Genomic DNA, 26,659 nt, shown 5'->3' with positions numbered 1-26,659 from the left:
ACGAGGGCCTCCTTGGCGGTCGCTGATAAAACGGGTCAGGTGATTTGATAGCGGTAGATCAGGTCGTCAAACCACCGATCTCCAATCTGATAGGCCTGCGGCACGCGGCGCTCGAATACAAAACCGCATTTCTCCAAAACCTTGCAGGACGCGATATTACCGTCGGTCACGGTCGACTCCAATGAGTCCAGGCCGATGGCGGCGGCATAGTCGATGATCGCCTGCCGCGACTCGGTGCCAAAGCCTTTGCCCTGATGCTCGGGCAACAGCAGGCAACCCACCTCGGCATGCCCTGGCGACAGGATACGAAAACCGGTCACGCCCAGTTCCTGCCCGCTGGCCCTGTCGGTCACCACCAGACACAACCAGTGATCCGACTGCGGCCCCCAGGCCGGAAGCCGATGCTCGAAGCCTTTGCGCACCTGTTCCTCGGCGATTTCACCGAACACGTACTGCATGGTTTGCGGCTCGGAATGCAGCCTGAGGAACAGCGGCCAGTCGGATTCGACCATCGTGCGCAGATCCAGGCGTTGCGTGGCGAGTTCGAGCATCCGCTGCTCCTTGCAAGGGCGGAAAGGGAAGACGGTTTTTTACTGGGTGTGGGGCGAAAGATCAATGCTTTGATCGGGCATGGTTTGCAACGCCGACCTCGAACGCGCCCCGTAGCGGTGCTCTCCGGCAGCCAGGCCGCCGGAGGTGGATTGGCGAATGGATCGGTTACGGCTTGACCGGTTTGACCAGGTCGGTCTCGCTGCTGTCGAGCACGAACACCGCCAGCAGACGGGACGGTTCAGTGGTGCTGGCATTGGCGCTCACCGCGTGGAAGTCGCCCGGTTGTTCGACGAAGTTTTCCCCGGCCTTGTAGACCTTCTCCGGCCCGTCGCCGACCTTGCTGCGCACGGCGCCCTCAAGCACCGTGGCGTAGATGAACGCGGACTTCGGATGGAAGTGCGCCGGCGAAGAGCCACCGGGCGCGTATTCCACCAGCACGCCCTTCATGGATTTTCCCGGAACGTTCGGCAGGGCGCGGTCGAACACCACGGTGACCTTGCCTGCCTGCGGCTCGGCGGCCGAGACGGATGAGATTGAAAGGGCCGCAAACGTGGCGGCCAGCAGGATTCGGCTGAACATGGCGAGACTCCTTCTAAGCGGATGGGGGGGGGTTAGCGCTGGATCGATTGCGCCAGCCACTCTTCAAAGCGCGTCGAGCCCAGGCGCGGGTTGCTGCTACCGGGGGTGAGCGACTGGTCGTCGAGCACGTCGCCGAAGTAGCGGGCGTGGACGTCCGGGATCACTTTGCGGGTGTCGTGGGTGGCGCGGAAAAAACGCCGGACCAACTCGTCGAGCGGCATGGCTTCGGGGCCGGCAATTTCCTGTGTGCCGTTGATCGGCGCTGCCAGTGCCACATCCGTCAGCGCAGCAGCGACGTCGTCAGAAGCCATGGGCTGGATCAGCGCCGGCGACAGGCGCACTTCCTCGCCGACGGTGGCGGACTGGGCAATGCCGCCGACAAATTCGAAGAACTGCGTGGCCCGTAACAGACTGTACGGAATGCCGGACGCCTTGATCAGATTCTCCTGCGCGACCTTGGCGCGGAAGTAACCGTTGGCGGGCAGGCGCTCACTGCCGACAATCGACAGCGCCACGTGATGGCGAACCCCGGCGGCGGCTTCGGCGGCAAGCAGGTTGCGGGTGGAGGTTTCGAAGAAGTCGAGTACGGCCTGGTCTTCCCACGACGGCGCGTTGGACACGTCGACCACCACCTGGGCACCGTCCATTGCTTCGGCCAGGCCTTCGCGGGTAATGCTGTTGACGCCGGTATTAGGGGAGGCGGCGCGGGCATCGTGGCCGCGTTCGCGCAGATTGTTCACAAGTTTCGATCCGATGAGGCCGGTGCCTCCGATAACGACAATCTTCATGGCATCTCTCCACTTGCCGACGGCAACCATTGCTGTCGATGTGGGTTGAGCATGCCTGCGGCGTTCGGATGAATCCTTGTGGTGACCTTGGATTTACCTTGGTTTTTTGTCCAGACAGGCCAATCCGTCGGCAGATGCGTAGACCACTGTGCAGGCCGGTGCGGCGGCCCAAGGTCTGCCGTATGATTGAGCGCAAAACCATCGCCCGCTCGGACACGGAGTCGGGGGCGCCAGACCAGAGAACAGCCACCGTGCAATTCGTGTTTGAAGACTACGTGCTCGACCAGCAGTGCCGGGAACTGACCTGGCGCGGGCAAGTCGTGACTGTCGGGCCGCAGGTCTTTGACTTGTTGCTGTTACTGGTCAGCAACCGTGAGCGGGTGGTGAGCAAGGACGAACTATTGAGCGTCGTGTGGAGTGGCCGAATCGTTTCCGAATCAACCATCACCAGCCACATCAACGCCGTGCGCAAGGCCATCGGCGACACCGGCGAGCAGCAGCGCCTGGTGCGCACGGTGCCGCGCAAGGGCTATCGCTTTGTCGGTGAAATCATCCCGTGCGACAGCCCCGTCAATACGCCTGAAGCACCTGCGAAACCCGAGGTGGTCGCGACACTCGTCCTGCCGGAAAAACCTTCGATCACTGTCCTGCCATTCCAGAACCTCAGCGGCGACCCCGAGCAGGACTACTTCGCCGACGGCATCGTCGAAGACATCATCACCGCGCTGTCGCGCCTGCGTTGGCTGTTCGTCATCGCCCGCAACTCCAGCTTCACCTACAAGGGCAGGGCGGTCGACGCGCGGGGCGTTGGGCTGGAACTGGGCGTGCGTTACGTGCTGGAAGGCAGCGTGCGCAAGAGCGGCAACAAGATCCGCATCACCGGCCAGTTGATTGATGCGTGCAGCGGCACGCATCTGTGGGCCGAGCGCTTCGAAGGCCTGCTCGACGATATTTTCGAACTCCAGGATCAAGTGGCCGAGAGCGTAGTGGGCGCCATTGCGCCGCAGCTCGAACGCGCGGAAATCGAGCGGGCCAAGCGCAAGCCCACTGACAGCCTCGATGCCTACGATTACTACCTGCGTGGTACGGCCAAACTGCACATCGGCACCCGTGAGGCGATCGAGCAGTCACTGGCGCTGTTCTACCGGGCAATCGAACTGGATCCGGAATTTGCCTCGGCGTATGGCATGGCTGCGTGGTGCCACTTCTGGCGCAAGCTCAACGGCTGGATGACCGACCGGCCCCGGGAAATCGCCGAAGGTGCGCGGCTGGCGCGAATGGGTGTGGAACTGGGGCGCGATGACGCCGTGGCGCTGACCCGCTGCGGCCATGCTCTTGCCCATCTGACCGGGGATGTCGATTGTGGCATTGCTTTGATTGATCGGGCTCGACTGCTCAACCCCAACCTGGCGCCGGCCTGGTATCTGGGTGGCATCCTGCGCGCCTTGGGTGGCGAAACCGAAGCCGCCATTGCCAACCTTGAACATGCCGTACGCCTGAGCCCGCTGGATCCGGAAATGTTCCGCATGCAGGTCGGGATGGCGCTGGCGCACTTCTTCGCCGGTCGCTTCGAATGTTCGGTTTCCTGGGCCGAGAAAGCGCAGGGAAATCTGCCCAGTCTGCTGGTAGCGGCGGCCCTGATCGCCGCCAGCCACGCGCTCAATGAACGAGCCGACAAAGCCGGGCAGGCCATGGAACGGGTGCGTCAGCTGGACCCGACGTTGCGGGTGTCCAGCCTGCGCGCGTGGTTGCCCATTCAACGACCTGAAGACATTGCCCGGTTTGCCGAAGGTTTGCGGTTGGCGGGGTTGCCGGAGTAAGGGCTCAGCCGGCCAATCAATCCATCGAAAAATGCATTTGCATGTTCATCGCGGCATCGTACTGATTGCTGGCAACACGGCGTTCGAGCAGGCGATCGGAGCCGCCTTCGGCAACACGGCGTTCGATCAGGCGATCAGAGCCGCCTTCGGCAACACGGCGTTCGATCAGGCGATCAGAGCCGCCTTCGGCCACCCGGCGTTCGATCAGGCGATCAGAGCCGCCTTCGGCCACGCGACGTTCGTTCAGGCGATCCGAACCGCCCTCGGCAACACGACGCTCCATCAGCCGATCCGAACCCCCTTCGGCAATCTGGGTCGGCGCCTTTCTGGCTCGGTGCTGTTGCACTGATGAAGTTTCTGAATCCGGAGCACTTGTTTCCTGCCTGTTCGCCACCGGCATATCGGGCAGGCAACTTGCGCCGAATGCATGAGTGGCAACTATCCAGGTGGTTGAAACAATGGCGACGGGTAATACCAATCCAATAGTTTTCATCATGATCATCCTGAGTCGTAGTGGGATTTCGTTAATGAACTTCCGGTTGCAACCAGACAGGTCTGAACTCAATCGAATACTTCTAGTGGGAAACTCCATGTTCCTGTGCTGCCAGGCGAATACGGTTGTACGCAATCAAGCGCATGACGTAGCCCAGCTTGATCGCGGTCGGCCCGAGGATCGTCATCCCGTGCGCGCCGACCAGCGTGGGCAAGTTCAAGTGAGCGTCAAACACATAAGCCAGGAAAATCCCCACCATCAACATGCCCAGGCCACCGACCAGCAACACGTGGGACAACTTCAGCACGCGGTACGAGTCTTCAAAAAAGTCATACATGTTGATCAGTCATCCCTGAGTCAATGAGTGGATCGACAAGTGTCGGCGCGCGAGGAAACCACGAAGTCAATAACTTTGCCGGCCGTCGCATTTGATGGAGGGATTTTACTGTTGGCGGTAGGGATCAACCATGTTGCATAAGTTTAGTTTTATCCTGCCAGCGTATGGAGAAGTCATACCAACGTATATAAACAACTCTATGCGCGCCGCATAAGGGCGATACATCTAATGGTTAATGCCCAGACTTTCGGCCATTCGAACCAGATCGGCAAACGACTGCGCGCGCATCTTGCGCATGGCCTGGCTGCGGTGAATCTTCACGGTGATCTCGCTCAGGCCGATGGCACTGGCGATCTGCTTGTTTATCAGACCCGAGACGGCCAGCGCCATCACCGCTTGCTCTCTGACCGTGAGTGTCCCATGGCGTGTGCGCAATTCATTTTGGCGGCGTTCGCACTCGCGGCGTGACCTGTCCCGCGTATGCGCGGCGACCACGGCGTCGATCATGGCCTGCTCGCGAAACGGTTTTTCCAGGAAATCGACGGCACCGGCTTTCATGGCGCGAACGGTCATGGCGATGTCGCCGTACCCGGTCATGAAAATGATTGGCAAATGGATGTTGGCGTCGGCGAGCGCCTGCTGAAAGACCAGCCCGCTGGTGCCTTGCAATCGCACATCCAGCACCAGGCAACTGGGCAGGTCAGGTCGCTGGTATTGCATGAAGTCGGCGACCGATCCGAACAGCTCGACGCGCAGGCCGATGGAGCGCAGCAGGCTGCCAAGCGCCTCACGTAGAGGAGCGTCATCATCAATGATGAAAACGATGGATTCGGGGTTTCGCTCGGGTGCAAGTTCTACGTCCATACGCTGGATGGCTTCGCGGCGATCGGGTTGCGCAGGATGCTGAACAATCCAATGGAAAGCTTTGACCGAGCCTCCGGTTTTCATTGGATTTTGCTTGGGTAAGCGTCCAGAGGCCATCGACCGGGAGTTTGATCAATCGATGGCCTCGGTGGGTCAGTTTCCTGCCCGGGCGACTATCGCAAAATTCCCCGACGCCTTTTCCAGCAGCCCCAGGAATCTCACGAGATCGACCTTGCTGCCATCCACCTTCAGATCATCGGAGGTGAACGCTTCCTTCAGTCCGGCAGCGCCGCCCAGCAGCTGGACGAACAGGTCCTTGGTGACGGTCAGCGTTGCGTTGGCGTTCGCCGCGGTCGGGCCTTTTCGATAGTGCAGCACGGCGTTCTCGATCCACAGCACGAACGATTCATTCGTATCGGTCAGCACCAGATTGAACGTCCAGTGCTTGCCATCCGCCGCCGGTCCGTCGAGGCTCGCAGCCATGGCTTCGAGGAAACGTTCGGTGGGCGTCTGCTTCATCAGCTCGATCAGGTCGGAGCGTTTGACGCCCTTGGCCGGCGGGCCGTTGCGCAGCTCCATGGCAGCGGTCAGGTAGCTGTTGCGCCAGGTTGCGGATTCCGCCTGATAGCCCATCTGTTCGTACGCGCGGGCCAGCAGTTCCTTGGCGGCGGTGTCGTCGGGTTTGGCCAGCACGGCCTGATCCAGCAGCTCGGCGACCCAGCGGTATTCGCCCTTGTCATAGGCCACGCGCGCGGCCTCGACCACCTTGGCGTTACCTCCCATCAATTCGACGTAGCGCTTTGCCGATTCCTTGGGCACCAGCGGATTCAAGTGGGCGGGGTTGCCGTCGTAGGCGCCCAGGTACATCTGGTAGATCGCCTTGACGTTGTGGCGCAGGTCGCCGTAATAGCCGCGAGTGCCGAAGTACGAGGCCAGCGAGTCCGGCAGCTGGATCTTGTCGGCGATCTCGTTGGGGATGTAGCCGGCGTTCATCAGGCGCACGGTCTGGTCGTGCAGGTATTTGTAGACGTCGCGGTGCTTGGTGATGAATTCGCGGATCCGCTCGTTGCCCCAGATCGGCCAGTTGTGCTGACCGAAATAGACCTCGGTGTCGCCCAGTTCGTCGAGGGCGATTTGCATGTAGTCGGACCAGCGCAGCGCATCGCGCACCTTGGCGCCACGGATCGGCAGCAGGTTGTGCATGGTCTGCGTCAGCAGCTCCGCACCGCCGTATGCCTTGAGCGCGGGGATCGAAAAGGTCAGCTCGGCCGGGGCTTCCGCGCCGGGCATGTTGTGGAATACGAAGCTGACGCCGTCGAGTTCCAGCGGCTGGATCGGCTGGTCGATGATCTGCGTTGGCGGCAGGATGCCCATGCTGCCGTAGGCGACGTTTTTGCCCAGCCCGGTGTCGACGATGCCGGTGGCGCCCGGCGTCAGGTTCTTGCCGAACTGATACATCGAACGCCGCGCCATCGCCGGGCCCGCCAGGATGTTTTCACTGGTGGCTTCCTCCATGAAGCCGGCGGGCGCGACGATGGGAATGTTGCGCTGGGCCACTTCACTGCTCGAGGTGATGCCCAGCACACCGCCGAAATGATCGGCATGGTCGTGGGTGAAAATGATCGCGGTGACAGGCTTGTTGCCCAGATGCTCGCGGGCAAATGCCAGCGCCGCTGCGGCGGATTCCCGGGAGGTCAGCGGGTCGACCACGATCCAGCCGGTCTGCCCGTCGATCAGCGTCATGTTGGCGATGTCGAAACCGCGCAACTGGTAAATCCCGTCGCGGACCTTGAACAGACCGATCTGTGCGTTGAGCATCGCGTGCCGCCACAGGCTCGGGTTGACGGTGGCCGGCGCCTGGCCTTCGACGAAACGGTACGCGTCGAAATCGATCAGGACATTGCCGTCGGAGCCGAGGATCTTGCCGGTGGGGCGCGCGATGAAGCCGCGTTGGGCATCTTCCATGTCGCGGTTGTCGCTGAGATCCAGGCCCTTGATCGACGCCTGGATCAGCGCGGCCGTGGCGGGCGTGGCGTCGCCGGCTGCGATGCTGGGCTTGTTGTCGCAGCCGGCGAGGGACACCAGCGTCAGGGCGAGGATCGTGTAAAGGGTCGGTTTCATTCTTGTTGTTCTCCGAGGGTCGAATGCGCTCCAGCCTAGGGGCAGGGCAGCGATGTATCCAATGCATTATTTACATCCGGATAATGCGTCGCTAGCATCGCGGGAATGGACCTCAAACGACTGTCACACCTTCTCGCGCTGGCCGATGAACGCCATTTCGGCCGCGCGGCCGAGCGCGTGCACCTCAGCCAGCCGGCCCTGAGCCGCAGCATTCAGGCGCTGGAAAGCGAAACCGGGCAGCGCCTGTTCGATCGCGACACCGGCGATGTCCGCCCGACACCGGCGGGAGAGTTTCTGATCGAGCGGGCGCGGCGGTTGCTGTTCGATGCCCGTTCGCTGGAGCGGGACATGGCGCTCTACAGCGATCGCCAACTGGGCAGCCTCGCCTTCGGCGTCGGCCCGTTCCCGGCCGCGATGTTGATGCATCAGGTGGTGCCGCGACTGCGTTTGGATCACCCGGCGGTCACCCTGCGCGTTGAAGTGAACAACTGGCAGATTCTCGAAGCGCGGTTGCGTGCTGAAGCGATCGAATTCTTTGTTGCTGATATCCGTAACTTCACCGCGGAATCCGATCTGCTGATCCGTTCGCTGGGCCAGGTCTCGGCAGGCTTTTTCGTACGACCGGAGCACCCGCTGGCCGGACGCCAGGTGTCGATGGGCGAACTGGAAGGCTACGGCATCGCCACGACGCGCCTGCCGGAAGTGGTGAAACTCGAGACCGCCCGAACCCTCGGCATCTCCACCCGCCAGGCGCTGCCCATCGTGTTGGAGTGCGATGATGTGGCGTTGCTCAAGACCGTTGCTGGTTCAACCGACACCATCCTCGGCGTTATCCATGGCGCCGTGGCTGAAGACATTCGGGTGGGGCGTTTGATCGAGCTTCATGTTGTCGACAGGCCGGGATTTCATTCTGAAATCGGGGTGGTGAGTTTGCAGGGTAGAAGCTTGTCGCCGACGGCGTTGTGTGTGATTGAGGCTGTGGTTGGCGAGATGCAATCCGTTCACGTCGAACAATCCCCACGTTTTTAGAGACGCGTCCTACAGCCCCGATTTTCCTGCTTCGTTAACGTCGTGCAGCCCCTTGCGAGGGGCTGTCGATGCATGAACGAAAGGACAATCAGTGGCTGGTCAAAAGGACATTCCTCGGGTTCCCAACCCACCGGCGGGCGACGGGCATCACGTTACCTACCGCTACATGACGGCCACCGAACTGGCCGATCAGCAAGAACGACAAGACAAGTACGACGCCATGCTGACGAGGCAGGACGCCTTCGAGCGCAGCCGTGAGGTGGCGGCGAACAAGCCTGAGCCGGTGCGCGCGGGCTGCGTGTTTGCCAAGTCGTGCAAGCTGCCGGACGCGATCATCGATTACTCGAATCCGTCGGGGATGGTGCCGACAGACAGCCTGAAGGATTACGGCGAGCTGATTTTGCTCGGTGGGCGTGAGGCCAATGACAGCGGTGGGATTGAACTCAAGAAAATCAGCGGCACTGCCATTCCTGCGGGGCTGGGCACTTTTGCCCTTGCCGGTGAGGCGTTCAAGGCATTGCCCGCGCTGGCCTCTGCTGCCGTCATCAGCCCGCTGCTCGGGCTGGTGGCGATGTTCATGCCCTCGAACCTGGGCGACAGCGCGCTCTATACCGAAGACCAGTTGCTCGCCCTCAAACAGGCCCGAACCCGCGTGCGCCTGCGCGTTGAACAGCAGGCCGATGGCAACCTGAAGGGTTACGGCTTCTACACCGGCAAGAATCGCGATTGGGAGATGGTTGATGTTGTGCAGTTCGCTGCACGCGATAGCCGGTTTGTTGCAGACCTTGGTGACGGTGTTGAGCTGGTCTGGACGCCGGCTGTGGATGGTTCCGACATTCTTGGTATTCCGGCACTGGAGGCTGCTCCGCAAGCGCCGCATATCTGGGTGTATCCGCCGACGAAAGCGGCGGAGGGGATTCTGGTGAATCCGGTTTATCCGCCGGAGTATCGGGATTTCATATTGGTGTTTCCGGCAGAGTCGGGGGTTAAGCCGGTATACATTGTTGTCAGCACCCACGCGGGGGACCACGAGTACCATCCGGCTCCTGACGTGCTCCCAGCCTTTCCTGATGCAAGAATCGTAGGCCGTAAAACGTCTGTACAAGGTGGTGGGGCGAAGCGCAAAAGATGGAAAACTTCAAAGGGCTTGATTCTTGAGTGGGACTCTATGCACGGTACGGTCGAAAAATATGATGCGAGAGGTAAACACCTCGGAGAGTTCGATCCGAACACAGGCGAGCCGACATCTACAAAAAAGAATAAAAAATCTAAAAAAGGCAAGAAAAGGAGCATTGAACCTTGAGATTTTTAGTAGAAGCTTTTGACATCGAGACAGACTTCCAGGCTTTCGTTATCGAGTTGCCACAGGGATGTGATGAGCAAATCAAAGCCATCATGGGTTGGAAAGAAGAACCGCAGGGGTGGGAAGGCTATGATTTGAGCCAGCCACAAATGCAAGCAATCGAAGAGCTTGCCGGTAGGTCGATTGCGGATCGAAATTTCTATTTCCAACTGACATGCAATGTATAGACAGAAAAAGTAAAGGGGGCGGATCTATTCACGAGAATATATTTGGCCTTTTTTTCATGAAGGAACAAGCGATGCTCTTCCTTTCAATAACCGGCTTTTACCCCGGTCACGTCCAAGACGACACTTTGCAGTTCGAGTTGGATATCGACGGTAGCGAAATGAATGAAAAAGTTGCACAGCTCATTGAATCCAAGCCCCTGAGCGAACTGGATCCTGGTGAGTTGTTACTGAGTGAGGATCAGGTAGCGGCACTGGGAGCCCTGCTGAATGTCAGCTTCCCGAGCGGACTGGAGTATTTCATGGGCACCTGTGCGAAATACTGATACTGCGGAGAGCAAAGGGGATGGGGCTTCCGTCCTTTTTTCGTCAAAAAATAGCTGTGAGGAATAGATGGGACTGGAACTGAGACTGGAGTGGTATGACACAGCAACCCTGGAATTCCAGGGCGAGGAGACGTCAAAAGATCTGGGGGATGATGAATCAGTGTTGAATGCCTTAGGCATTCCAGTGGAGGGCAACATCAATAATGGCGGCTTCAACGTCGTCGAACAGTGGGTTGCGACCATTCAGCCGTATTTTCAGCACCAGATCGCTCTGAGTACCAACGACTATCAAGTTTCGTTTGACTACAGCTAGCACCGACAGACGGCTGATTGACAGTAAATGGGACACCCATTAGCTCGCTTCCCGCATTTTTGCCTGGGCGCGGCGTTCAGCGGATTGTTTTCCATCGCCTGATCCGCTTCACTGTGGCTCTTTTGCCTGAGCGGAAATCAATCATGGAACGATGCGAAGCACTGGTCATCGGCCTCGGCGCCATGGGCGCGGCCACGGTGTATCAACTGGCGAAGGCCGGGGTCAACGTGGTCGGCATCGACCGCCACCATCCGCCGCACACGTTCGGCTCCAGCCATGGCGACAGCCGCATCACCCGACTGTCCGTGGGCGAGGGCGCGCAATACGTGCCCATCGTGCGCAACTCCCACCGCATCTGGCGCGAACTGGAAGCGCTGTCAGGCGAGTCGCTGTTCGAACAGTCCGGCCTGCTGGTGCTGACCTCCAGCCCCGACTTCGATCCCGCCGACGAAACCGACTTCACCCTGCGCACCATCGCCCTGGCACAGACCTACGGCATCGAACACGAAGTCCTCGACGCCGCCCAGATCCGCCAACGCTTCCCGCAGTTTGCCCAGGTGCGCGATGACGCCATTGGCTACTTCGAGCCCGAAGGCGGTTTTGTACGGCCCGAACGCTGCATCGACGTACAACTGAGGTTGGCCGAACAACACGGCGCCACGCTGTACAAGGGCGAGACCGTGACCCACATCAGCTCGGACGAACAGGGCGTCACCGTCACCACCGACCAGCGCACCGTGCGAGCGGAAAAACTGGTGGTCACCGCCGGCAACTGGGCGGGCGGCTTGCTCGGCGCACCGTTCGACAGACTGCTCAGCGTCTATCGGCAAAAACTGTTCTGGTTCGAAACCGAGCCCGACGCGGAACTGGTCGGCCACTCACCCACGTTCATCTTCACTCACGGCCCGGACGACGATTTCTATGGCTTCCCCGCATTGCCGGGGGAGGGCAGTTTGAAGGTGGCGACGGCGCAGTATCACAGCGCATCCACGCCTGAAACTCTGGATCGCACAGTCTCGGCCGAGGAAGAACGCGAGATGTACGAACAGCAGGTGAAGGGGCGGATTGCCGGGCTGACGGATCGGGTGGTGAAGTCAGCGGTTTGCGCCTACACCGTTACGCCGGATCGGCATTTCATCATTGATGAGCATCCACGGTTGCAGCACACGTTGGTGGTGTCTGCGTGCTCCGGGCATGGGTTCAAACACTCGGCGGCGCTGGGGGAGGCGTTTGCGCAGTGGTGTTTGCGGGGGGAGAGTGAGCTGGATCTTTCGTTGTTTTCGGTGGGGCGGTTTGAGGCATAGTGCCAACATTCAAAAAACAGATCCATTTCATCAAAACAGATTCGCCCCTTTCATGGAGAGCGAACCGAAACCCCGCAAGGAAAGCACATGAATTTCTTCAAGAAGCTTCTCGTTTCATTGAAACGTCCTAAAACCGAAGACGTCGAGCCAACACCACAACCCCTTGAAGTCCAGGAGCCGGATATCTACGACAGCATTACAGAGGCTGAAGCGGCAAATCTGGCTGCCCGAGAGGCCAGCGCTGCGTGTCTGGATCGTCATTGGGCATCAGTCGGCACAGTCGAGCGCGATGTCCTTGCCTACATGATCAGTCCGAGCTTTTCCGGCGGGCCTTACTGGCCCTCGACTCGTCAGGCCTACCGGGTAGTTCGCCGTGACGACACAATCATCATCGCCACGGAGGGTATGTCAGACCCGTTCGATGATGCGGAAGAGACGGGCAATGGTTTCGAGATGGAGTTGTTCTTAGAAACCGCCGATATACCCGAACACGCCCGTGGCCCGGTGGGTGACGTCGATCCTTTTCAGCGCAGCTGGGCATTCGAGCTGGTGGAACACGTTGCCAAAACGGTTGCAGACGCTGGAGGCTACACTCGCGGACTCGACAAGTACGGTGCGATGTCCATTGAACTTCCCGGGTTCAGCCTCTCGAATCACATGTGTGATCAATTCCCCAAACACTTCGTGACCGAAGACGACTCGACCGGCGTCCTGCTGGGCGCCCCGGAACCGGATTTCCCTACCCGACTGGATGACATGCCGTTATCCCCTGTGAGAATGGTCCCGGTGGTACTGATCACCGCGGCGGAGCTTGAGTACATTCGTGCTGGCGGGCGAGCAGCGCGCGATGACCTGGTGGTCCGATTGAAGGCTGCGGGTGTCGGGCATGTGAGCAGTTTGCAACGTGAAAGCGTTGTTTGACGCCGCAGGGTTCTCAGTCAATTTCGTTCATGATGACGGTGCAGCAATGCAAGCAGAATTAAAGCAACAAGATGGGCTGACCCTGACCGTCATGCCGTGCCCAAGTGGCCGGGCTGACTGTATCCGGGTTCGACTCACGGGTACTGACCTGCATGCAGAAATCACGTCGGAAAGTATCTCTTCTTCGGATAACCGGCATCGATTGGACGCGTTCTTCACCTCTATAGCGCCGAGTGAAGACGATTCGCAAGACTGGCGTTCCGAAACCGAAGATCTGGCTTTCTCTGCCAGCCTGGATCCGTCCTTCCCGGGATTCGTTTTTCTGCGTGTCTACTTGGGCTCGACTTCAGATGACGACTGCGATTGGCAGATAAATGGTTCGTTGCTGGTCACGCCTGCCCAAATCGAGATGTTCGCCAAAGACTTGTCCGCCTTTTAATGACGAGGGAAACCTCAAAGGTTTGAGCAGCAAATGAGCAAATTGGGTTGCAGATGTGGGCATGTGATTGTCGATCAGACTGACAGCTTGCCCTATAAGGCGAGCCTGCTTCGCGACGAAGTAGAAGATGCATTCTGGGAAGAGGTAAACCAAGAACTCAAGCCCCTGATGACTGCTGCCGAGTCGGGAGACAAGGCCGTGATCGCGGAGGCGTTCGGTGAGTTTGCACCTTGGGTCAACGCGACCGACGAGTTGGTAAGCCGATTATCGAGCCTCCACATCCACCGGACGTTAGATGTTTATGAATGCACGAACTGTGGGCGTCTTTGGGTGCAGAAGGGCGCGGGTAATCAGTTCGTTTCATATGTTCCGGAAGAGGGTGGATATCAGGCGATCTTGTCGGAGAAGTCGGGCGATTCCGAGAGCCGGGATTGCGAATAAATAGGGAAGTGCCCAGTGTTTGACCGCTATGCCGCCTCCCGTGACAGGATGGCGAATGACTTGAGAAATGCGCAGCTGCTGCAGGGGCAGCGACTTGCTGAGTTATTGCATGACCAACATTACTTCAACGAGGAAAAGTGCCTGTCTGACGTAGGGCCGTTGCTCTGGCGGTGTGGCGAACATCAGAAAGTTGCGATGTACCTGTTGAGCGATGGGGAATGTGTTGGAGCTGATGAGTCCGATCTGGAACCTCCCACATCCTTCGCACTTGATGCCACCAGCGTTTGCTCGTGGCGTAGGGAAAATCTGCTTCGCAACAGGTCAGCTCTCTTCCTCGAAGGCAAAATCATTACAGCGGTTCAAGGTGTTGTCGATAAAGTGGCGGGCGGAGAGGTTTGGCTTGTCGGCTTTCAAGTTGCCTTCGAGACAGGCGACTACCTGATCTACCTGAATCAAGGTGACGATGCAGTCGTTCTGATTAACGAATGGCCCAAGAGGTTGGAGGGCATCGAAACCTGCTTGGTGACCTCGCTGGAATGAGCATTTTGTTCAATGGCAGCTTGGGCGAAAATAGATGCGTCCCCATTTTTTTGGTTTGCGCGCTGCCTACTACGTCATTCTCAGTGTCCAAGCGACATGCGACGCTACCCTTGGTCTCTTTGGGTTTGTGATCCTGGTGTCGTCGACCATAGTTAATAGCCGGATGCCCCTTTTAGCTATTGCGATCAGATAGCACCAGCCGCATCGTAACAACAGGAGCCACGTCATGGTCAAAGTAGCGTTGTTCGTTCGTCTGGAAGCAAAACCTGGGAAAGAGAAAGAGGTGGAGCGCTTTCTCTTGAGCGGCCTTCCTTTAGTGGAGGAGGAGCCAGCCACTACAGCCTGGTTTGGAATCCGCTTGGGGCCGTCTACCTTTGGCATCTTTGACGCATTCCCGGATGAAGCGGGCCGGCAGGCTCATCTTTCGGGCAAGGTCGCGGCGGCGCTTATGGCAAACGCTGCCGAGCTGTTTGCCGAACCGCCATCAATCGAGAAGGTTGACGTCCTTGCGGCCAAGGTACCCTGAAAGGATACGCGCGCGAATCGTGTCCATGGACGGCGTGGAAGCCGCACAGAATCTGCAAGGCAACGTGCTCATCACGGGTTTAAGAGAAAAATGGGGACGGATTTATTTTACGGAAAATAAATCTGTCCCCGGTCCCAGTCCCCGGTCCCAGCGCATAATAATTGCCCCGGTATGGACTCCCGCTGTGCCTTGGGAGGAAGGCTATCTCACCTGCTCTGCATTGATTGGTGCCAGCCTCCTTTTCCGATCCTTTCAATTTGTAACAATGTCCTGACGCAATTAAGATTGCGTCTTTTAACCCCACTGGAACTCTCCAAGCAATGGACATGCGTCGCCTTTTATCCTTCTCCTGCAACAAAGCTCTACTACCTCTTTTCCTCGGACTGTGTTCCGGTAATGCACTGGCCATCGGCCTCAGCGAGAGCTTGGTCTCGTGTGAGCCTTCATTTTTCAAACACCTGTATTCCCAGCGCGCCGATCTGGGGAAGACCGTCAAGCTGGCCCGCAACGATCAGCGCGGCCTGGCCTGGCCACCAGTGCCGGACCGCCGCAACTTCGACACCGCTTACCAGCACTTCACCCCCGCTGTCGACGATCAGGGCCTGCGCCTGACCAGCTACTACGACCGGGTCATGGATCTGGGTGAGCAAGGCATTTACTACTTCTGGGGTTTTGAAATAGATGCCAGTCGCGAGCAAGTGATGGCCAAGTTGCCGCATGCGGAATGGCAGGAGGCAGGCGAGTATTTCATTTCCAAACCACAGATCAAGGCGGACGCCAATTCCGCCTGGCAGCACAACCCTGCGGCGGCCTCGGGCATCGCTCCGGCGGCAGGTTCCGCGGAAAAGCTCCTGATGCTCAGCGTCGAGGACGGGAAGACCCACCTGCTCTGTTCGTTGCAGGGCAGCGTCAATGAGCGTCTGTTGCAGCAGGAACGCCCGGACGTGGCGCAGGGAACCACACGATGAGGCTCCTGTCATGCTTGGCCGCGGTATTGCTGCTGGGTGGCTGTGCCCACGGCACTGTGCCGCAGAAAACCGTGGCCGAAGCGCCGGCCACGACGCCTGCTGGAATGTTCAAACTGCTGGAGGACGCCGAACTGGCAACCTACTTCGACGCTCATTCCGTCGCCCTGTACCAGGGCAATCAGCATTTGCGCCAGTTCTACCTAATCAACAATTACCTTGAACTCGCCGCCCCTAGCGGTAAACCTCCAGAGATTCGTAGTTCGCGGGCGATCCGGGTGATCAACTGCGAGCGGGACGAAATAGCGCAGTTCGGCCGGGTTTATTTCTCCGAACCCTTTGTCCAAGGGCATGAGGTGACACGCAAGAACGATATTCCGCAATGGAGACCGTTGGAGCGGCAGTCGCTGATCGGGAGCTTGCGCGATTTGGTGTGCGAGATCGATGCGGCGAATCTTCGTGCGGGTAATCCTGAGTAGCTGTATCTGAAAAAAATGGTGACGGATTTATTTTTACGGAGAATACATTGGTCTCCGTTTTTTGATTAATAACGCTCTGGATTCCACGAGATGTTTTGCAAAAAAGAGCTGCGGGCATCTAACTCATTAAGCTCTCAACGCAATGCAGCAAGACTTATCCAGGCACTGGCTTCTTCCGAGACCCCGCCATAGAAACTGCAATGCTCGTGCACATACGTTCTCCATGAGGCATGTTCTCGCTCGAACTGTTGCCGAGTGGCGCGTACGTCATCCGAACTTTCAGGCACTTTTGCCAAAGAATCCTCTGCAGCAAAAAACAGCCCGATGCAACGTCTGCTTCTGGCCGATAGCTGCCATTTACTGTGGCAGCTTCGGCTGACATCGTTTTCTCAAGCGCCCTGTCAATCAGTCATGACAAAGGGGTTGGCTTTCAGGTCTTCACCTCAACATGATCCAACGCCTGATTCACCGCCAACTCACTCAACATCACCAACTGCGCAATCCCGATCGCAGTCTTGCGATGGGCCGGCTCCAGCGTCGCAGCAAAGTTATTGAGCATTTCACTGGCCGAGCCCAGTGATTCGCTGGCGTTGGCCAGGAGGGATTCGGTGTTGTAGGCCGGATTAGCCAGGTACATGGGGTCGTGTCTGTGGTGGCTACCCATGATCCGTTGCTGCGGGGTGAGGTAGTGATCGAGGGCGCGTTCGGCCGCTTCGTTGAGCGTTCGGGAATCGGGGAATTTGTAGGGAGAAACCGGATCGGTTTCCGGTGGGTTCGGTGTTGGCTTGAACATAGATGTAACTCCAGGGTGAGAAAGTGGAGCCATCAGCCTCGCTACCAAACGAGGGTGGTGGCCATACGGAGGTTGGTAGACCGGTCACCTGGATACCCGGCGCGTCCGAAGACGCCCTACGCATGGCCACCATAAAACAGAGGACGAAATAGTCCCTGCAATCTGGTGTTGCGATGCGACAGGTAATCCGGGCTACCAAACCCGATCACTGTTTTTCAGTGACCCGGAAACGATAAAACCCGCACCCCAGACGCACAAGCCGGCGGATTCTGGCGTAGTCGTAGGCAATGACGCAAGACGCTGTAGCCGTGGGGAAGTAATGCCGGGCGTTTCTAAACACCATTCGAAAAACGCTTAAACACGTCGACCTCGCCATGTCGAAATCAGTCGTCCATATCGCTCCTGAATAAAAGCGGACTCCTGTCTGCGGGATAACGCGATCCCATCAATTTCAATTTCCTGTCCGTACCCATTCTTTCTCGGCACCTACCAGCGCGCATCACTTTTTAAGCTTGATGAATCGTTTCAGCAGGTTTATAAAAACGACACAACTCCAAGAAAGGCTGCTCCCATGACCCCGCTCAAACTCGTTGTTGCCCTCAGCGCACTGTCCGCTGCCTCCCATGCCATGGCCTGGGATTACGTTCTGCTCGACAGCGATAAAGCTGCTCAAAACTGGCAGATCACCAGCCAGCAACTCGGCGTGAAAACCGACAAACCCTTCAGCGTCAGCCTGCGCACCTTGCATGGTGGTCGGCAGGAGGGCGTCAGCATTGTCGACATCGATAACGGCACGATGAAAATCTCGGTGGTGCCGACGCGGGGAATGAACGTCTTGCAGGCCTCGGTCGGCGATGTGCGCATGGGCTGGGATTCGCCGGTCAAGGAAGTGGTCAATCCGTCCTTCATCGAACTCAATGGCCGCGGTGGTCTGGGCTGGCTGGAAGGTTTCAACGAGCTGGTGACCCGCTGCGGATACGAATGGGTCGGTCACCCCGGCGTCGACAACGGCGAACTGCTGACCCTGCACGGCCGGGCCGCCAACATTCCTGCGAACAAAGTCACTCTGCACATCGATGAAACGCCACCGTACGCCATTACCCTGCGCGGTGAGCTGAAAGAGCAGGCGTTCAAGAAAGTCGACTTCTCCGTCGCCACCGAACTGGTCACCGAACCCGGCAGCGTAGTGTTCGCGCTTAACGACACCCTGACCAACAACGGTGACTATCCGAAGGAATACCAGGCGCTGTACCACAGCAACTTCAGCACCCCGTTTCTGGAGCAGGGCGCTCGTTTCGCCGCGCCGGTTAAACAGGTGTCGCCGTTCAACGACAAAGCCAAGGGCGATTTGCCCGAATGGCAAACCTACCGCGCACCGACCAAGGACTACGACGAAACTGTTTACAACGTCGTGCCGTATGCCGATGCCAAGGGCGATACGTTGACCGTGTTGCATAACAAGGCCGGCAGCCTGGGCGTTTCGGTTGGCTTCAATACGCAGACGTTGCCGGTGTTTTCCCTGTGGAAGAACACCGATACCCAACGCCAGGGTTATGTCACCGGGCTGGAGCCGGGGACGAGTTTTTCCTACAACCGCCGTTATCAGCGGCCACTGAACCTGGTACCGACAATCGGGCCGAAGGAACACAAAAACTTCCGCATCAGCTACAGCTTGTTGGCGGATAAGGCGGCCGTGGACAAGGCCTTGAAGCAGGTGAGCGACATTCAGGCCGGGCGGGAGACCGAGGTGCGGCAGACACCGTTGGTTGATCTGACCAAGAGCTGAAGCCGGCGGTCGCTCAACTGTTCAGCGACATCGGCTTGTGAAAAAGGGGACTGATCTATTTTTCCTAAATAAATCAGTCCCCTTTTTTACCCTTTTTTACCTTTTTTAATTTTGTGAAGGCGCTCTCGAACGGGCCCGAACGCTATTCACCATGTCGAAATCAGACACCGTCGTGCCGCTCCCAGGCTATTTGCGATCAACGCCGGGCACGTAAGGTGACGCATCATTTCATCGCCCTGCGTCGTCGTCCGACCGATTTGTAACGCTGCAGCGCTTGAGGTGCGCCGCTCTGGAGCAGGGCAAGAGGAAGAAATGATGATCGCCTGACACGTCGTCAGTACGCCCAAACGTCGATCACCAGAGAACAACAAAAACAATGAATAGCTTGAACTCGAAGGACTCGAACGGTCAGTTGGCGCAGGGCTTCAAGCCGCGTCATGTCACCATGCTTTCCATTGCCGGCATCATCGGTGCGGGGCTGTTTGTCGGCTCCGGCCACGCCATTGCCGCCGCCGGCCCGGCCGTCTTGCTCGCTTATCTCTTCTCCGGTCTGCTGGTCGTGCTGGTCATGCGCATGCTCGGTGAAATGGCCGTGGCCCACCCGGACACGGGATCGTTTTCCACCTATGCCGATCAGGCCATCGGCCGCTGGGCGGGGTTCACCATTGGTTGGTTGTATTGGTGGTTCTGGGTGCTGGTCATTCCGATCGAAGCGCTGGCCGCCGGGCATGTCTTGAATCAGTGGTTTCCTCAGGTCGATGCGTGGTTGTTTGCGTTGCTGTCGATCATTTTGCTGGTGGTGACCAACCTGTTCAGCGTGTCCAAGTACGGTGAGTTCGAGTTCTGGTTTGCGATGGCTAAAGTGGTGGCGATCATCGGGTTCATCGGGCTGGGTTTCGCGGTGTTGATGGGCTGGATTCCGGAGCGTGAGGCCAGCGGTTTGAGCCGGTTGATGGAAGAGCATGGCGGGTTTGCGCCCAATGGCTTGTCGGCGGTGGTCGGGGCGTTCATCACCATCATGTTCAGTTTTATCGGAACCGAAGCGGTGACCATCGCGGCAGCCGAATCGAGCAACCCGGCGCAGAACATCGCCAAGGCCACGCGCTCGGTGATCTGGCGCATCGGCGTGTTTTATCTGCTGTCGATTTTCGTGGTGATTTCCGTGGTGCCGTGGAACGATCCGCTGCTGGCGTCCGTCGGCTCTTACCAGCGCGCGCTGGAGCTGATGAACGTTCCCAACGCCAAATTCCTGGTCGATGTGGTGGTGCTGATCGCGGTGGCCAGTTGCATGAATTCCTCGATCTACATTTCTTCACGAATGCTGTTCTCGCTGGGTCGACGCGGCGATGCTCCGCAACCGCTGAAAGTGACCTCCGCTGCGGGCGTGCCGAGGGCGGCGGTGATCGCCAGCACCGTGATCGGTGCCGGGGTGACGCTGTTCAGCTATTTCATGCCGGCCGGATTGTTCCAGTTTCTGCTCGCGAGTTCCGGTGCGATTGCGTTGCTGGTGTATCTGGTGATCGCGATTTCGCAATTGCGCATGCGCCGGATGCTGCGTCGGCAGAACGTCGAGCTGACGTTTCGCATGTGGCTGTTTCCGTGGCTGACGTGGCTGGTGATCGCGTTCATCTGCGCCGCGCTCGCGGTGATGATGGTGACGCCCGAGCATCGTCTGGAAGTGACGTCGACCATTGGGCTGGCGCTGGCGATTTCGTTTATCGGGCTGGTGACCACGCGGCAACATGGGCAGGTGAGGGCGGCGGTTTCGGCGGGCAAGGCCTAGGGTTTTTCTGATGCTTGAACGGTGGGGCTATCCCCGGCATGGACGCAGGGGATGTCCGATCATCGGGCTTCGGCTCGCAGCCAACGTCTGACCTCGCCCTGTATCGCATACGCCGGAGCCTCGACCGCATTGAAATCCTGCGTGTAGCGCTGCGCAAACCCGTCGACTCCCCATTCCTGAAACTGCTGCACGTGCTTCAGTTCGTGCGCCCAGAGCGTGACGTTGTGTTCTGCGGTTTCAGCGTCGCGGAACAGGATGATGTCGATCAGCGTAACCGCTCCGACATCCGGGTTTTGCAGGATGGCCGTGGCGGCGTTGTATTGGCCGTCATTGGTGACTTTGTAGTGCACGGCATCGAGGACGCCGGGGTCATACCAACGCAGCAGTTGCTCCCGGATGTGCGGGGGAATCGGTTTGATGTCGGTGCTGGCGGCTTCGGCGCGGGCCTGGGTCAATCCCATCGCCAGAGCGGGTGCCGCGATCAGGAACAGGTCTTCAGACAGCCGCCCCGGATCCGGCAGGCAAATGCAGCTGTCGAGGCACACTTGCTTTTCGCCGGCGGGGCAGGTGTCAGCTTGGGCAGGCGTTACAAGGGCAAGCCAGGTGACGAGGCTGATGAGCGTGGATGGCATGGGCGCTATTCGATCGTAAGGCCGCACCAGAGAAAGGGTTCAGGCGCAACGCAACGAAAACTGCGTTGCACACCGACCCCGCTGCACCTCAACCGCGTTTCGGCAGCTTCCAGTTCGGGCGAATGAAGTGGCAGGTGTAGCCATTCGGAATGCGCTCGAGGTAATCCTGATGCTCCGGCTCCGCTTCCCAGAACGGGCCCGCCGGTTCGATTTCGGTGACCACCCGGCCTGGCCACAGGCCTGATGCGTCGACGTCGGCAGCGGTGTCTTCGGCGATATCGCGTTGCTGCTCGTTCAGGTAGTAGATCGCCGAACGATAGCTCGGACCGAGGTCGTTGCCCTGACGGTTGGGTGTGCTGGGGTCGTGGATCTGGAAGAAGAACTCGAGGATCTGCCGATAGCTGATCACGGCAGGGTCGAAGACGATTTCGATGGCTTCGGCGTGGTTGCCATGATTGCGGTAAGTGGCGTTCGGCACGTCGCCGCCGGTGTAACCGACCCGCGTCTGCAGCACGCCGGGGTAGCGGCGCAACAGATCCTGCATGCCCCAGAAGCAGCCGCCGGCGAGAATCGCAGTTTCGGTTTGAGTGGTCATGGCATGTCCTTCCTCTCGAATGGGTCGCAGATGTTCCTTGATATGAGGGAGTGTGGGCCGATTCCAAGGTTGAGTCGGTAAATAAATCATGAAGCGCGGGCTTTCGGAATTCTCCTGCTTTTGCTTCACGTCACTGTCTTTGGAGCGCCCGGCGCGGGGCGCGCCAATATTGAAGCGAAAAAAAACCGCCAATCAGGCGGTTTTTTCAAAGCGGGATTCAGGTTCTGCCACCGGCGAGCCAACCATCAGGCTCCATTTCTTTGCCACACGTTGCGGCTACTTTCAAAAAGTGCCGCTGACTAGCGGAAACCCTGATGGGCAAACCGGGCTCTTCGGCACGAAGTCTGGAAGCAAGCGCTGGTTGAGCTTTTGGCTTCTTGTGTTTCATGGACACCTCTCGTGTCTGGTTGCTTGAGTCGATCTTATGGGGGGGCCAGTGGAAAGACAAGGCGGTCAGTCGTGTCAAAATAAAATCCAAGCGTTTGGTAGTAGGAGATAGCACCTGAGTCAGGTTCTTGAACTTCAATTTCGGTACATCCCAGCTTTCGGGCATAGAACTCTGTTGTCAGTAGTGCCATTGGTGCGATCCAGCCTCGCAGGGTATGGGCCTTGCAGGTGTGACCCTGCAAAAGAACGATTTTTATGCAGATTGTGCTTTTTCGTGGCGTTGCATAGCACAAACCGCACAGCTCATCTTCGTACCAGAAAGCCAAGTCCAGACCTTTTGCATCTTTTGTTTTCCACTCAAGTACATCATCCCATGGGTACCCAATGGGCCCGCTCCACTGATGATATGCGTTGATTGCCAAGGGCGTGATCGGGTCGATCCTGAGCAACTGAGCATTAATCCCGGCTGCCAGAGCTCCTGGATCCATGGAAAGTGTTTCATGCGCAAGTTTGCGGGCTTCTGATTTGAGCGTTTGGTTTCGGAGTTCGGTACCTTTGCCTTTTCTTCGCATCGTCTGTGTTCTGTCCGGATCAGGCAGCAGACGGTATCGAAGGCGAGGGCGCCCACGTAATCAGGCGTGAGGGACGGCTGATGTAGGACGCTGCTTATGTACTTGAAGGACGCTGGAATTGGCGGGTGGTAGTTGCTCTCAGCGATCGGTACGCGGCATGGCCGCAATCGGCTGTATTTGCCGGGATGCCTGCGCCGAACACCAGCGATTCCGGCCCTGTTGCTTGGCCTGATAGAGGCAAGTGTCCGCCGACTTGAGCAAAGTGGCCGGGGTCACCGCATCGTCAACCGGATAGCGCGTGGTGATCCCCGCACTCGCGGTGACGTATCCCAGTGGATGCCCGGCATGTTCAAGCTCCAGTGAACGAATGGTCTGCAGAATGTCTTCGGCCACCTGAATCGCCCCGGCGTTGTCGGTGTTGGGCAACAGCACGGTGAATTCCTCGCCGCCGTAGCGCACGGCCAGATCCGAGGGGCGTTTGACCGCTTTGCGGATGCCGTCGCCGACCGCGATCAGGCAGTCATCGCCGGCGGCATGACCGTACTGGTCGTTGTAGCGCTTGAAGTAGTCGACATCGAGCATGATCAATGACAGCGGCGAACCCTGACGCCGGGCCAGGCGAATCTCGTCCGTCAGCGCCGCGTCCAGGCGTCGGCGATTGCCGAGGCCTGTGAGGCTGTCGGTCAGCGCCATGTCGCGCATGGTCTTGTGCGCGGAACGGATCTCCCGTTCCATCGCCATCCGCTGACGCAACTGGCTCAGAACGATGAGCCCGAAACAGGCCAGGACCAGAATCAGGAACACCAGCACGAATCCGTTTTTCAGCAGGTCCTGGCGCCACGGCGCGATGATGGAGTCACGGGACAAACCGGCCTCGACCACCAGCGGATAGGTGGTCAGCGCGCGATAGCCATAAAGGCGTTCGGTGTCGTCGACCACCGCCCTGATCTGGACAATGCCCTGGTTGGCATTGGGCAGGTAGGTCTTGAAGATCTCGCTGTTCGCCAGGCTTTTGCCGACCACGGAGGCAATGAACGGCCGGCGCACGAGGATCGTGCCGTCGCGCATCGCCAGCACCAGCGCGCCTTTGTCATCGATGCGGAAGTCACCGTAATAGTCGACGAAATAACTGACCTTGACCGTCCCCAGCAGCACACCGGCGAACGAGCCGTCGGGGTTGTTCAAACGCCGCGAGATCGGAATGATCAGGTCATGGGTGGAACGGCTTTCCACCACCTGACCGATGCGCACGTGCCGGTCTTCATGGGTGCGGTGGTACTGGAAATAATCGCGGTCGGCGTTGTTGGCGGTTTCGGGCGTGACCTCCTTGTCGGTCACGATCCACTGGCCGTCCGGGCCGTAAATGAACAGGCCGTGCAGCTGCGGCATGATTTTCGATTGCTGAATGAGCAGTTTGTGAATCCGCGCCACATCGAGGTTCTGCAGCCCATCGCCCTCGACACGCTCGGCCAGCCCCGCAGTCAGCACATCGACCTGGCGAATGGTGTCCTCGGCATGCTGCGCCGTGGCGCGGGCAAGGTTGGTCACCGAATCGCGCGCGGAAGCAAAGACCGAGCGATAGTCGCGCCACGTCCGCCAGCTCTCGACCGCCAGAAAAGCCACAACCACCATCAGCATGAAACTGACGGTCAGGCGAAAGGTCGAACCGGCCTTCACGCCTTGACGAGGCGCGCGCGGTGTTTCATCTGGGGTGGGCGCTTGCGTGTTGCGTCCGGGCATCAACATTCCCTGGCTGTCGTTGTGAGCGAGTGAACAGTATGACAAGGATCGGGGGGAAGGTCGGGCTGGCTGTGTGATCTGCTCGGCAGTTTGAGCGAATTGTCCGTTTTGAGTTGACGGTGAAACGCTTTTGAGACGATTTATCGCTTTCAGGCGAGTCAGTAATCTGTGCCCATCTTGAACGCAAACGCACTTCCACAACTAAAAAGGGATTCACACATGAGCACTCCAACCTACAACCGCCTGAACAAAGACGACGCCGTAGTACTGCTGGTTGACCACCAGACCGGTCTGATTTCTCTGGTTCAGGACTTCTCGCCAAACGAGTTCAAGAACAACGTGCTGGCGCTGGCCGATCTGGCCAAGTTCTTCGAATTGCCGACCATCCTCACCACCAGCTTCGAACAAGGCCCGAACGGCCCGCTGGTGCCGGAACTCAAGGAAATGTTCCCGGACGCGCCGTACATCGCCCGTCCAGGCCAGATCAACGCCTGGGACAACGAAGACTTCGTCAAGGCGATCAAGGCCACCGGCCGCAAGCAGATCATCATTGCCGGTGTCGTGACCGATGTGTGCGTAGCGTTCCCGACCTTGTCGGCACTGGCGGAAGGGTTTGACGTGTTCGTGGTGACCGACGCCTCCGGCACCTTCAACACCACCGTGCAGCAAGCGGCGTGGAACCGCATGACCCAGGCCGGTGCACAGATGATGAACTGGTTCTCGGTAGCCTGCGAACTGCACCGCGACTGGCGCAATGACATCGAAGGCCTGGGCAACCTGCTGTCCCAGCGCATTCCGAACTACCGCAACTTGATGAACGGCTATGCCGCACTGACGGCGCATCAGAAATAACCGGATGCTGGATAGATGAAAGCCTGCTTTGAAAAAAGCAGGCTTTCGTCGTTTCTACCGCAAACAGCAGAGCAGGGGGCTCGTCACCTCAAACCGTGACGACAATCTTTCCGACCTGCTGATTGGCTTCAAGAAAGCGGTGCGCTTGCTGAATGTCATCCAGGGCGAATGTCCTGGCAATGATCGGTTGCAGCGCACCTGACGCCAGCCCGTCGCCGATGAAAGTCTTGGCGCGTGCCAGGGTGGCCGGGTCGGAGACGACCTCCGAGTAGAGGTAACCCTTGAGGGTCAGGCATTTTCCCAACACGGTGAACAGCGGGAACGGCGTTGGCTCAGGGCTCAGGGCACCGTACTCCAGCAGGATGCCGCCGCGCGCCATGCTTTGGGTCAGCGGTTCGAACGACGGGCCGCCCACCGGATCGAACACCACCCGCGCGCCTTTGCCGTCGGTCAGCGCCATGACGGCTGCAACCATGTCTTCTTCATCGCTGACGATCACGTGTGCGGCGCCGGCGTCGAGCAAGGCCTGTTTCTTGGCGCGGGTGCGGGTGACGGCAATGGAGGTGGCGCCGACCATTTTCGCGATCTGGAAGGCTGCCAGGCCGACGCTGCTGGAGGCGGCGGTGACGATCACGAAATCGTTCTTTTGCAATTTGGCCTGTTCGACTAGCGCACCCCACGCGGTGACGTATTGCATCCAGGACGCCGCCGCTTGTTCAAACGACAGGTTCTGCGGGTGCTTGACGGTGAGGTGGGCGGGCACGTTGGCCAGCTCGCCGTAAGTGCCCCAGCGCGCGATGTCCAGCGGCGGAATCAGGCTGACGGCATCACCGATGTTGAATTCACTGACATTGGCGCCAACCGCGACCACCACGCCGGCGGCTTCGTAGCCGAGACGGCTGGGGAACTCCGCTTCCTGCAGATAGGCGTGGTTGCGGAACATCACTTCGGCGCGATTCAGACCAAAGGCTTTGACCTCGATCTGCACTTCGTCCACTGCGGGGGACGGGACGTCGACGTTTTCCAGTTTGAGGACGCTCGCGTCACCGTATTCATGAATCCTGACAATGCGTGCCATCTGTACTTCCTCGGTTATCGATGAAATTGCACCGACTTGATCCGGTGCCATGGACGCCAATTTAGGCTTTGGCCCGC

Annotated in this window: 31 protein-coding genes; 18 read left to right on the top strand and 13 right to left on the bottom strand. The window is 58.7% G+C overall.

Translation table 11 applies throughout. The features are described 5' to 3' along the window. Positions 1-35: 35 nt before the first annotated feature. The 3 genes from AC07Y2_RS15300 to AC07Y2_RS15290 form a co-directional block, all read right to left on the bottom strand. The gene (locus AC07Y2_RS15300; RefSeq protein ID WP_103386278.1) at positions 36-551 is read right to left on the bottom strand and encodes a GNAT family N-acetyltransferase; all 516 of its coding nucleotides are present in this window, start codon (positions 549-551) and stop codon (positions 36-38) included. Between the two features lie 166 nt (positions 552-717). Further along, complete coding sequence (locus AC07Y2_RS15295) at positions 718-1,131, bottom strand: cupin domain-containing protein (RefSeq protein ID WP_103386277.1); 414 nt, start codon at positions 1,129-1,131, stop codon at positions 718-720. 32 nt (positions 1,132-1,163) lie between these two features. Beyond that, entirely contained in the window at positions 1,164-1,919 is a 756-nt protein-coding gene (locus AC07Y2_RS15290) for an SDR family oxidoreductase (protein WP_103386276.1), read from the bottom strand. Between the two features lie 251 nt (positions 1,920-2,170). Here AC07Y2_RS15290 and AC07Y2_RS15285 point away from each other — a divergent pair, with 251 nt between their 5' ends. After that, positions 2,171-3,739 (top strand): winged helix-turn-helix domain-containing tetratricopeptide repeat protein, encoded by a 1,569-nt coding sequence (locus tag AC07Y2_RS15285; protein WP_103386312.1) that lies wholly within the window; start codon positions 2,171-2,173, stop codon positions 3,737-3,739. 16 nt (positions 3,740-3,755) lie between these two features. On the opposite strand, the gene AC07Y2_RS15280 is transcribed toward AC07Y2_RS15285, so the two are convergent. From AC07Y2_RS15280 to AC07Y2_RS15265, 4 genes are all read right to left on the bottom strand, one after another. Further along, positions 3,756-4,232: a phage infection protein gene (locus AC07Y2_RS15280; protein ID WP_103386275.1), complete on the bottom strand. Its 477-nt coding sequence runs from the start codon at positions 4,230-4,232 to the stop codon at positions 3,756-3,758. A gap of 82 nt (positions 4,233-4,314) precedes the next feature. Next, positions 4,315-4,569 (bottom strand): hypothetical protein, encoded by a 255-nt coding sequence (locus tag AC07Y2_RS15275; RefSeq protein WP_039771078.1) that lies wholly within the window; start codon positions 4,567-4,569, stop codon positions 4,315-4,317. Between the two features lie 225 nt (positions 4,570-4,794). Next, positions 4,795-5,433, bottom strand: a complete 639-nt coding sequence (locus AC07Y2_RS15270; protein WP_074690961.1) for a response regulator transcription factor — start codon at positions 5,431-5,433, stop codon at positions 4,795-4,797. A gap of 153 nt (positions 5,434-5,586) precedes the next feature. Continuing rightward, positions 5,587-7,554, bottom strand: a complete 1,968-nt coding sequence (locus tag AC07Y2_RS15265; RefSeq protein WP_103386274.1) for an alkyl/aryl-sulfatase — start codon at positions 7,552-7,554, stop codon at positions 5,587-5,589. A 105-nt stretch (positions 7,555-7,659) separates the two neighbouring features. On the opposite strand from AC07Y2_RS15265, the gene AC07Y2_RS15260 reads away from it, so the two are divergent. The 13 genes from AC07Y2_RS15260 (at position 7,660) to AC07Y2_RS15200 (ending at position 16,364) form a co-directional block, all read left to right on the top strand. Next, a complete protein-coding gene (locus tag AC07Y2_RS15260) occupies positions 7,660-8,583 on the top strand; it encodes a LysR family transcriptional regulator (protein WP_103386273.1) in 924 nt (307 codons plus the stop codon). A 91-nt stretch (positions 8,584-8,674) separates the two neighbouring features. Beyond that, on the top strand, positions 8,675-9,886 hold the full coding sequence (locus AC07Y2_RS15255) for a colicin E3/pyocin S6 family cytotoxin (protein WP_103386272.1): 1,212 nt from the start codon (positions 8,675-8,677) through the stop codon (positions 9,884-9,886). After that, entirely contained in the window at positions 9,883-10,113 is a 231-nt protein-coding gene (locus AC07Y2_RS15250) for a DUF7683 domain-containing protein (protein WP_041475220.1), read from the top strand. Before AC07Y2_RS15255 ends, AC07Y2_RS15250 begins: the two co-directional genes overlap by 4 nt. Positions 10,114-10,184: 71 nt before the next feature. Next, positions 10,185-10,436 (top strand): pyocin S6 family toxin immunity protein, encoded by a 252-nt coding sequence (locus AC07Y2_RS15245; RefSeq protein WP_103386271.1) that lies wholly within the window; start codon positions 10,185-10,187, stop codon positions 10,434-10,436. 67 nt (positions 10,437-10,503) lie between these two features. Continuing rightward, positions 10,504-10,749 (top strand): colicin E3-like toxin immunity protein, encoded by a 246-nt coding sequence (locus AC07Y2_RS15240; RefSeq protein ID WP_103386270.1) that lies wholly within the window; start codon positions 10,504-10,506, stop codon positions 10,747-10,749. Between the two features lie 143 nt (positions 10,750-10,892). Continuing rightward, positions 10,893-12,053, top strand: coding sequence for an N-methyl-L-tryptophan oxidase (gene solA, locus AC07Y2_RS15235; RefSeq protein WP_178082854.1), 1,161 nt, complete (start codon positions 10,893-10,895; stop codon positions 12,051-12,053). A gap of 87 nt (positions 12,054-12,140) precedes the next feature. Continuing rightward, positions 12,141-12,974, top strand: a complete 834-nt coding sequence (locus tag AC07Y2_RS15230) for a suppressor of fused domain protein (RefSeq protein ID WP_103386269.1) — start codon at positions 12,141-12,143, stop codon at positions 12,972-12,974. Further along, a complete protein-coding gene (locus tag AC07Y2_RS15225) occupies positions 12,958-13,413 on the top strand; it encodes a DUF6228 family protein (RefSeq protein WP_256587002.1) in 456 nt (151 codons plus the stop codon). Before AC07Y2_RS15230 ends, AC07Y2_RS15225 begins: the two co-directional genes overlap by 17 nt. A gap of 33 nt (positions 13,414-13,446) precedes the next feature. Next, positions 13,447-13,854, top strand: a complete 408-nt coding sequence (locus tag AC07Y2_RS15220) for a DUF8617 domain-containing protein (RefSeq protein ID WP_103386267.1) — start codon at positions 13,447-13,449, stop codon at positions 13,852-13,854. Positions 13,855-13,869: 15 nt separating this feature from the next. Further along, on the top strand, positions 13,870-14,394 hold the full coding sequence (locus AC07Y2_RS15215; protein WP_103386266.1) for a hypothetical protein: 525 nt from the start codon (positions 13,870-13,872) through the stop codon (positions 14,392-14,394). A 226-nt stretch (positions 14,395-14,620) separates the two neighbouring features. Next, positions 14,621-14,920, top strand: a complete 300-nt coding sequence (locus AC07Y2_RS15210; protein ID WP_103386265.1) for a putative quinol monooxygenase — start codon at positions 14,621-14,623, stop codon at positions 14,918-14,920. Positions 14,921-15,246: 326 nt separating this feature from the next. Further along, positions 15,247-15,888 carry a hypothetical protein gene (locus AC07Y2_RS15205; RefSeq protein WP_256587000.1) on the top strand — a complete coding sequence of 214 codons (642 nt, stop codon included), beginning with the start codon at positions 15,247-15,249 and terminating at the stop codon, positions 15,886-15,888. Continuing rightward, complete coding sequence (locus AC07Y2_RS15200) at positions 15,885-16,364, top strand: surface-adhesin E family protein (RefSeq protein WP_103386263.1); 480 nt, start codon at positions 15,885-15,887, stop codon at positions 16,362-16,364. Before AC07Y2_RS15205 ends, AC07Y2_RS15200 begins: the two co-directional genes overlap by 4 nt. Before the next feature lie 430 nt (positions 16,365-16,794). On the opposite strand, the gene AC07Y2_RS15195 is transcribed toward AC07Y2_RS15200, so the two are convergent. After that, a complete protein-coding gene (locus AC07Y2_RS15195) occupies positions 16,795-17,157 on the bottom strand; it encodes a DUF6124 family protein (RefSeq protein WP_103386262.1) in 363 nt (120 codons plus the stop codon). A 571-nt stretch (positions 17,158-17,728) separates the two neighbouring features. On the opposite strand from AC07Y2_RS15195, the gene AC07Y2_RS15190 reads away from it, so the two are divergent. Both AC07Y2_RS15190 and gabP read left to right on the top strand, forming a co-directional pair. Beyond that, on the top strand, positions 17,729-18,943 hold the full coding sequence (locus AC07Y2_RS15190; RefSeq protein WP_103386261.1) for an aldose 1-epimerase family protein: 1,215 nt from the start codon (positions 17,729-17,731) through the stop codon (positions 18,941-18,943). A gap of 376 nt (positions 18,944-19,319) precedes the next feature. After that, positions 19,320-20,726, top strand: a complete 1,407-nt coding sequence (gene gabP, locus AC07Y2_RS15185) for a GABA permease (protein WP_103386260.1) — start codon at positions 19,320-19,322, stop codon at positions 20,724-20,726. 59 nt (positions 20,727-20,785) lie between these two features. On the opposite strand, the gene AC07Y2_RS15180 is transcribed toward gabP, so the two are convergent. After that, a complete protein-coding gene (locus tag AC07Y2_RS15180; protein WP_103386310.1) occupies positions 20,786-21,367 on the bottom strand; it encodes an eCIS core domain-containing protein in 582 nt (193 codons plus the stop codon). A gap of 79 nt (positions 21,368-21,446) precedes the next feature. Beyond that, a complete protein-coding gene (msrA, locus tag AC07Y2_RS15175) occupies positions 21,447-21,953 on the bottom strand; it encodes a peptide-methionine (S)-S-oxide reductase MsrA (RefSeq protein ID WP_011333723.1) in 507 nt (168 codons plus the stop codon). Between the two features lie 88 nt (positions 21,954-22,041). On the opposite strand from msrA, the gene AC07Y2_RS15170 reads away from it, so the two are divergent. Continuing rightward, positions 22,042-22,368: a hypothetical protein gene (locus AC07Y2_RS15170; RefSeq protein ID WP_158248858.1), complete on the top strand. Its 327-nt coding sequence runs from the start codon at positions 22,042-22,044 to the stop codon at positions 22,366-22,368. Between the two features lie 7 nt (positions 22,369-22,375). On the opposite strand, the gene AC07Y2_RS15165 is transcribed toward AC07Y2_RS15170, so the two are convergent. Continuing rightward, the gene (locus AC07Y2_RS15165; protein WP_039771094.1) at positions 22,376-22,912 is read right to left on the bottom strand and encodes a hypothetical protein; all 537 of its coding nucleotides are present in this window, start codon (positions 22,910-22,912) and stop codon (positions 22,376-22,378) included. 138 nt (positions 22,913-23,050) lie between these two features. Beyond that, positions 23,051-24,652 (bottom strand): sensor domain-containing diguanylate cyclase, encoded by a 1,602-nt coding sequence (locus tag AC07Y2_RS15160; protein ID WP_103386309.1) that lies wholly within the window; start codon positions 24,650-24,652, stop codon positions 23,051-23,053. A 219-nt stretch (positions 24,653-24,871) separates the two neighbouring features. Between AC07Y2_RS15160 and ycaC the strand changes: the two genes are divergently transcribed. Continuing rightward, positions 24,872-25,504: an isochorismate family cysteine hydrolase YcaC gene (gene ycaC / locus AC07Y2_RS15155; protein WP_007958138.1), complete on the top strand. Its 633-nt coding sequence runs from the start codon at positions 24,872-24,874 to the stop codon at positions 25,502-25,504. 88 nt (positions 25,505-25,592) lie between these two features. Here ycaC and AC07Y2_RS15150 read toward each other — a convergent pair whose 3' ends face one another. Then, positions 25,593-26,582 (bottom strand): zinc-dependent alcohol dehydrogenase family protein, encoded by a 990-nt coding sequence (locus tag AC07Y2_RS15150; RefSeq protein ID WP_103386259.1) that lies wholly within the window; start codon positions 26,580-26,582, stop codon positions 25,593-25,595. Positions 26,583-26,659: the final 77 nt, after the last annotated feature.

This window comes from Pseudomonas sp. GW456-12-1-14-TSB6, assembly GCF_059424205.1.
The sequence above is the reverse complement of the archived record's forward strand: the minus strand, read 5'-3'. Positions and strand labels throughout refer to the sequence as shown.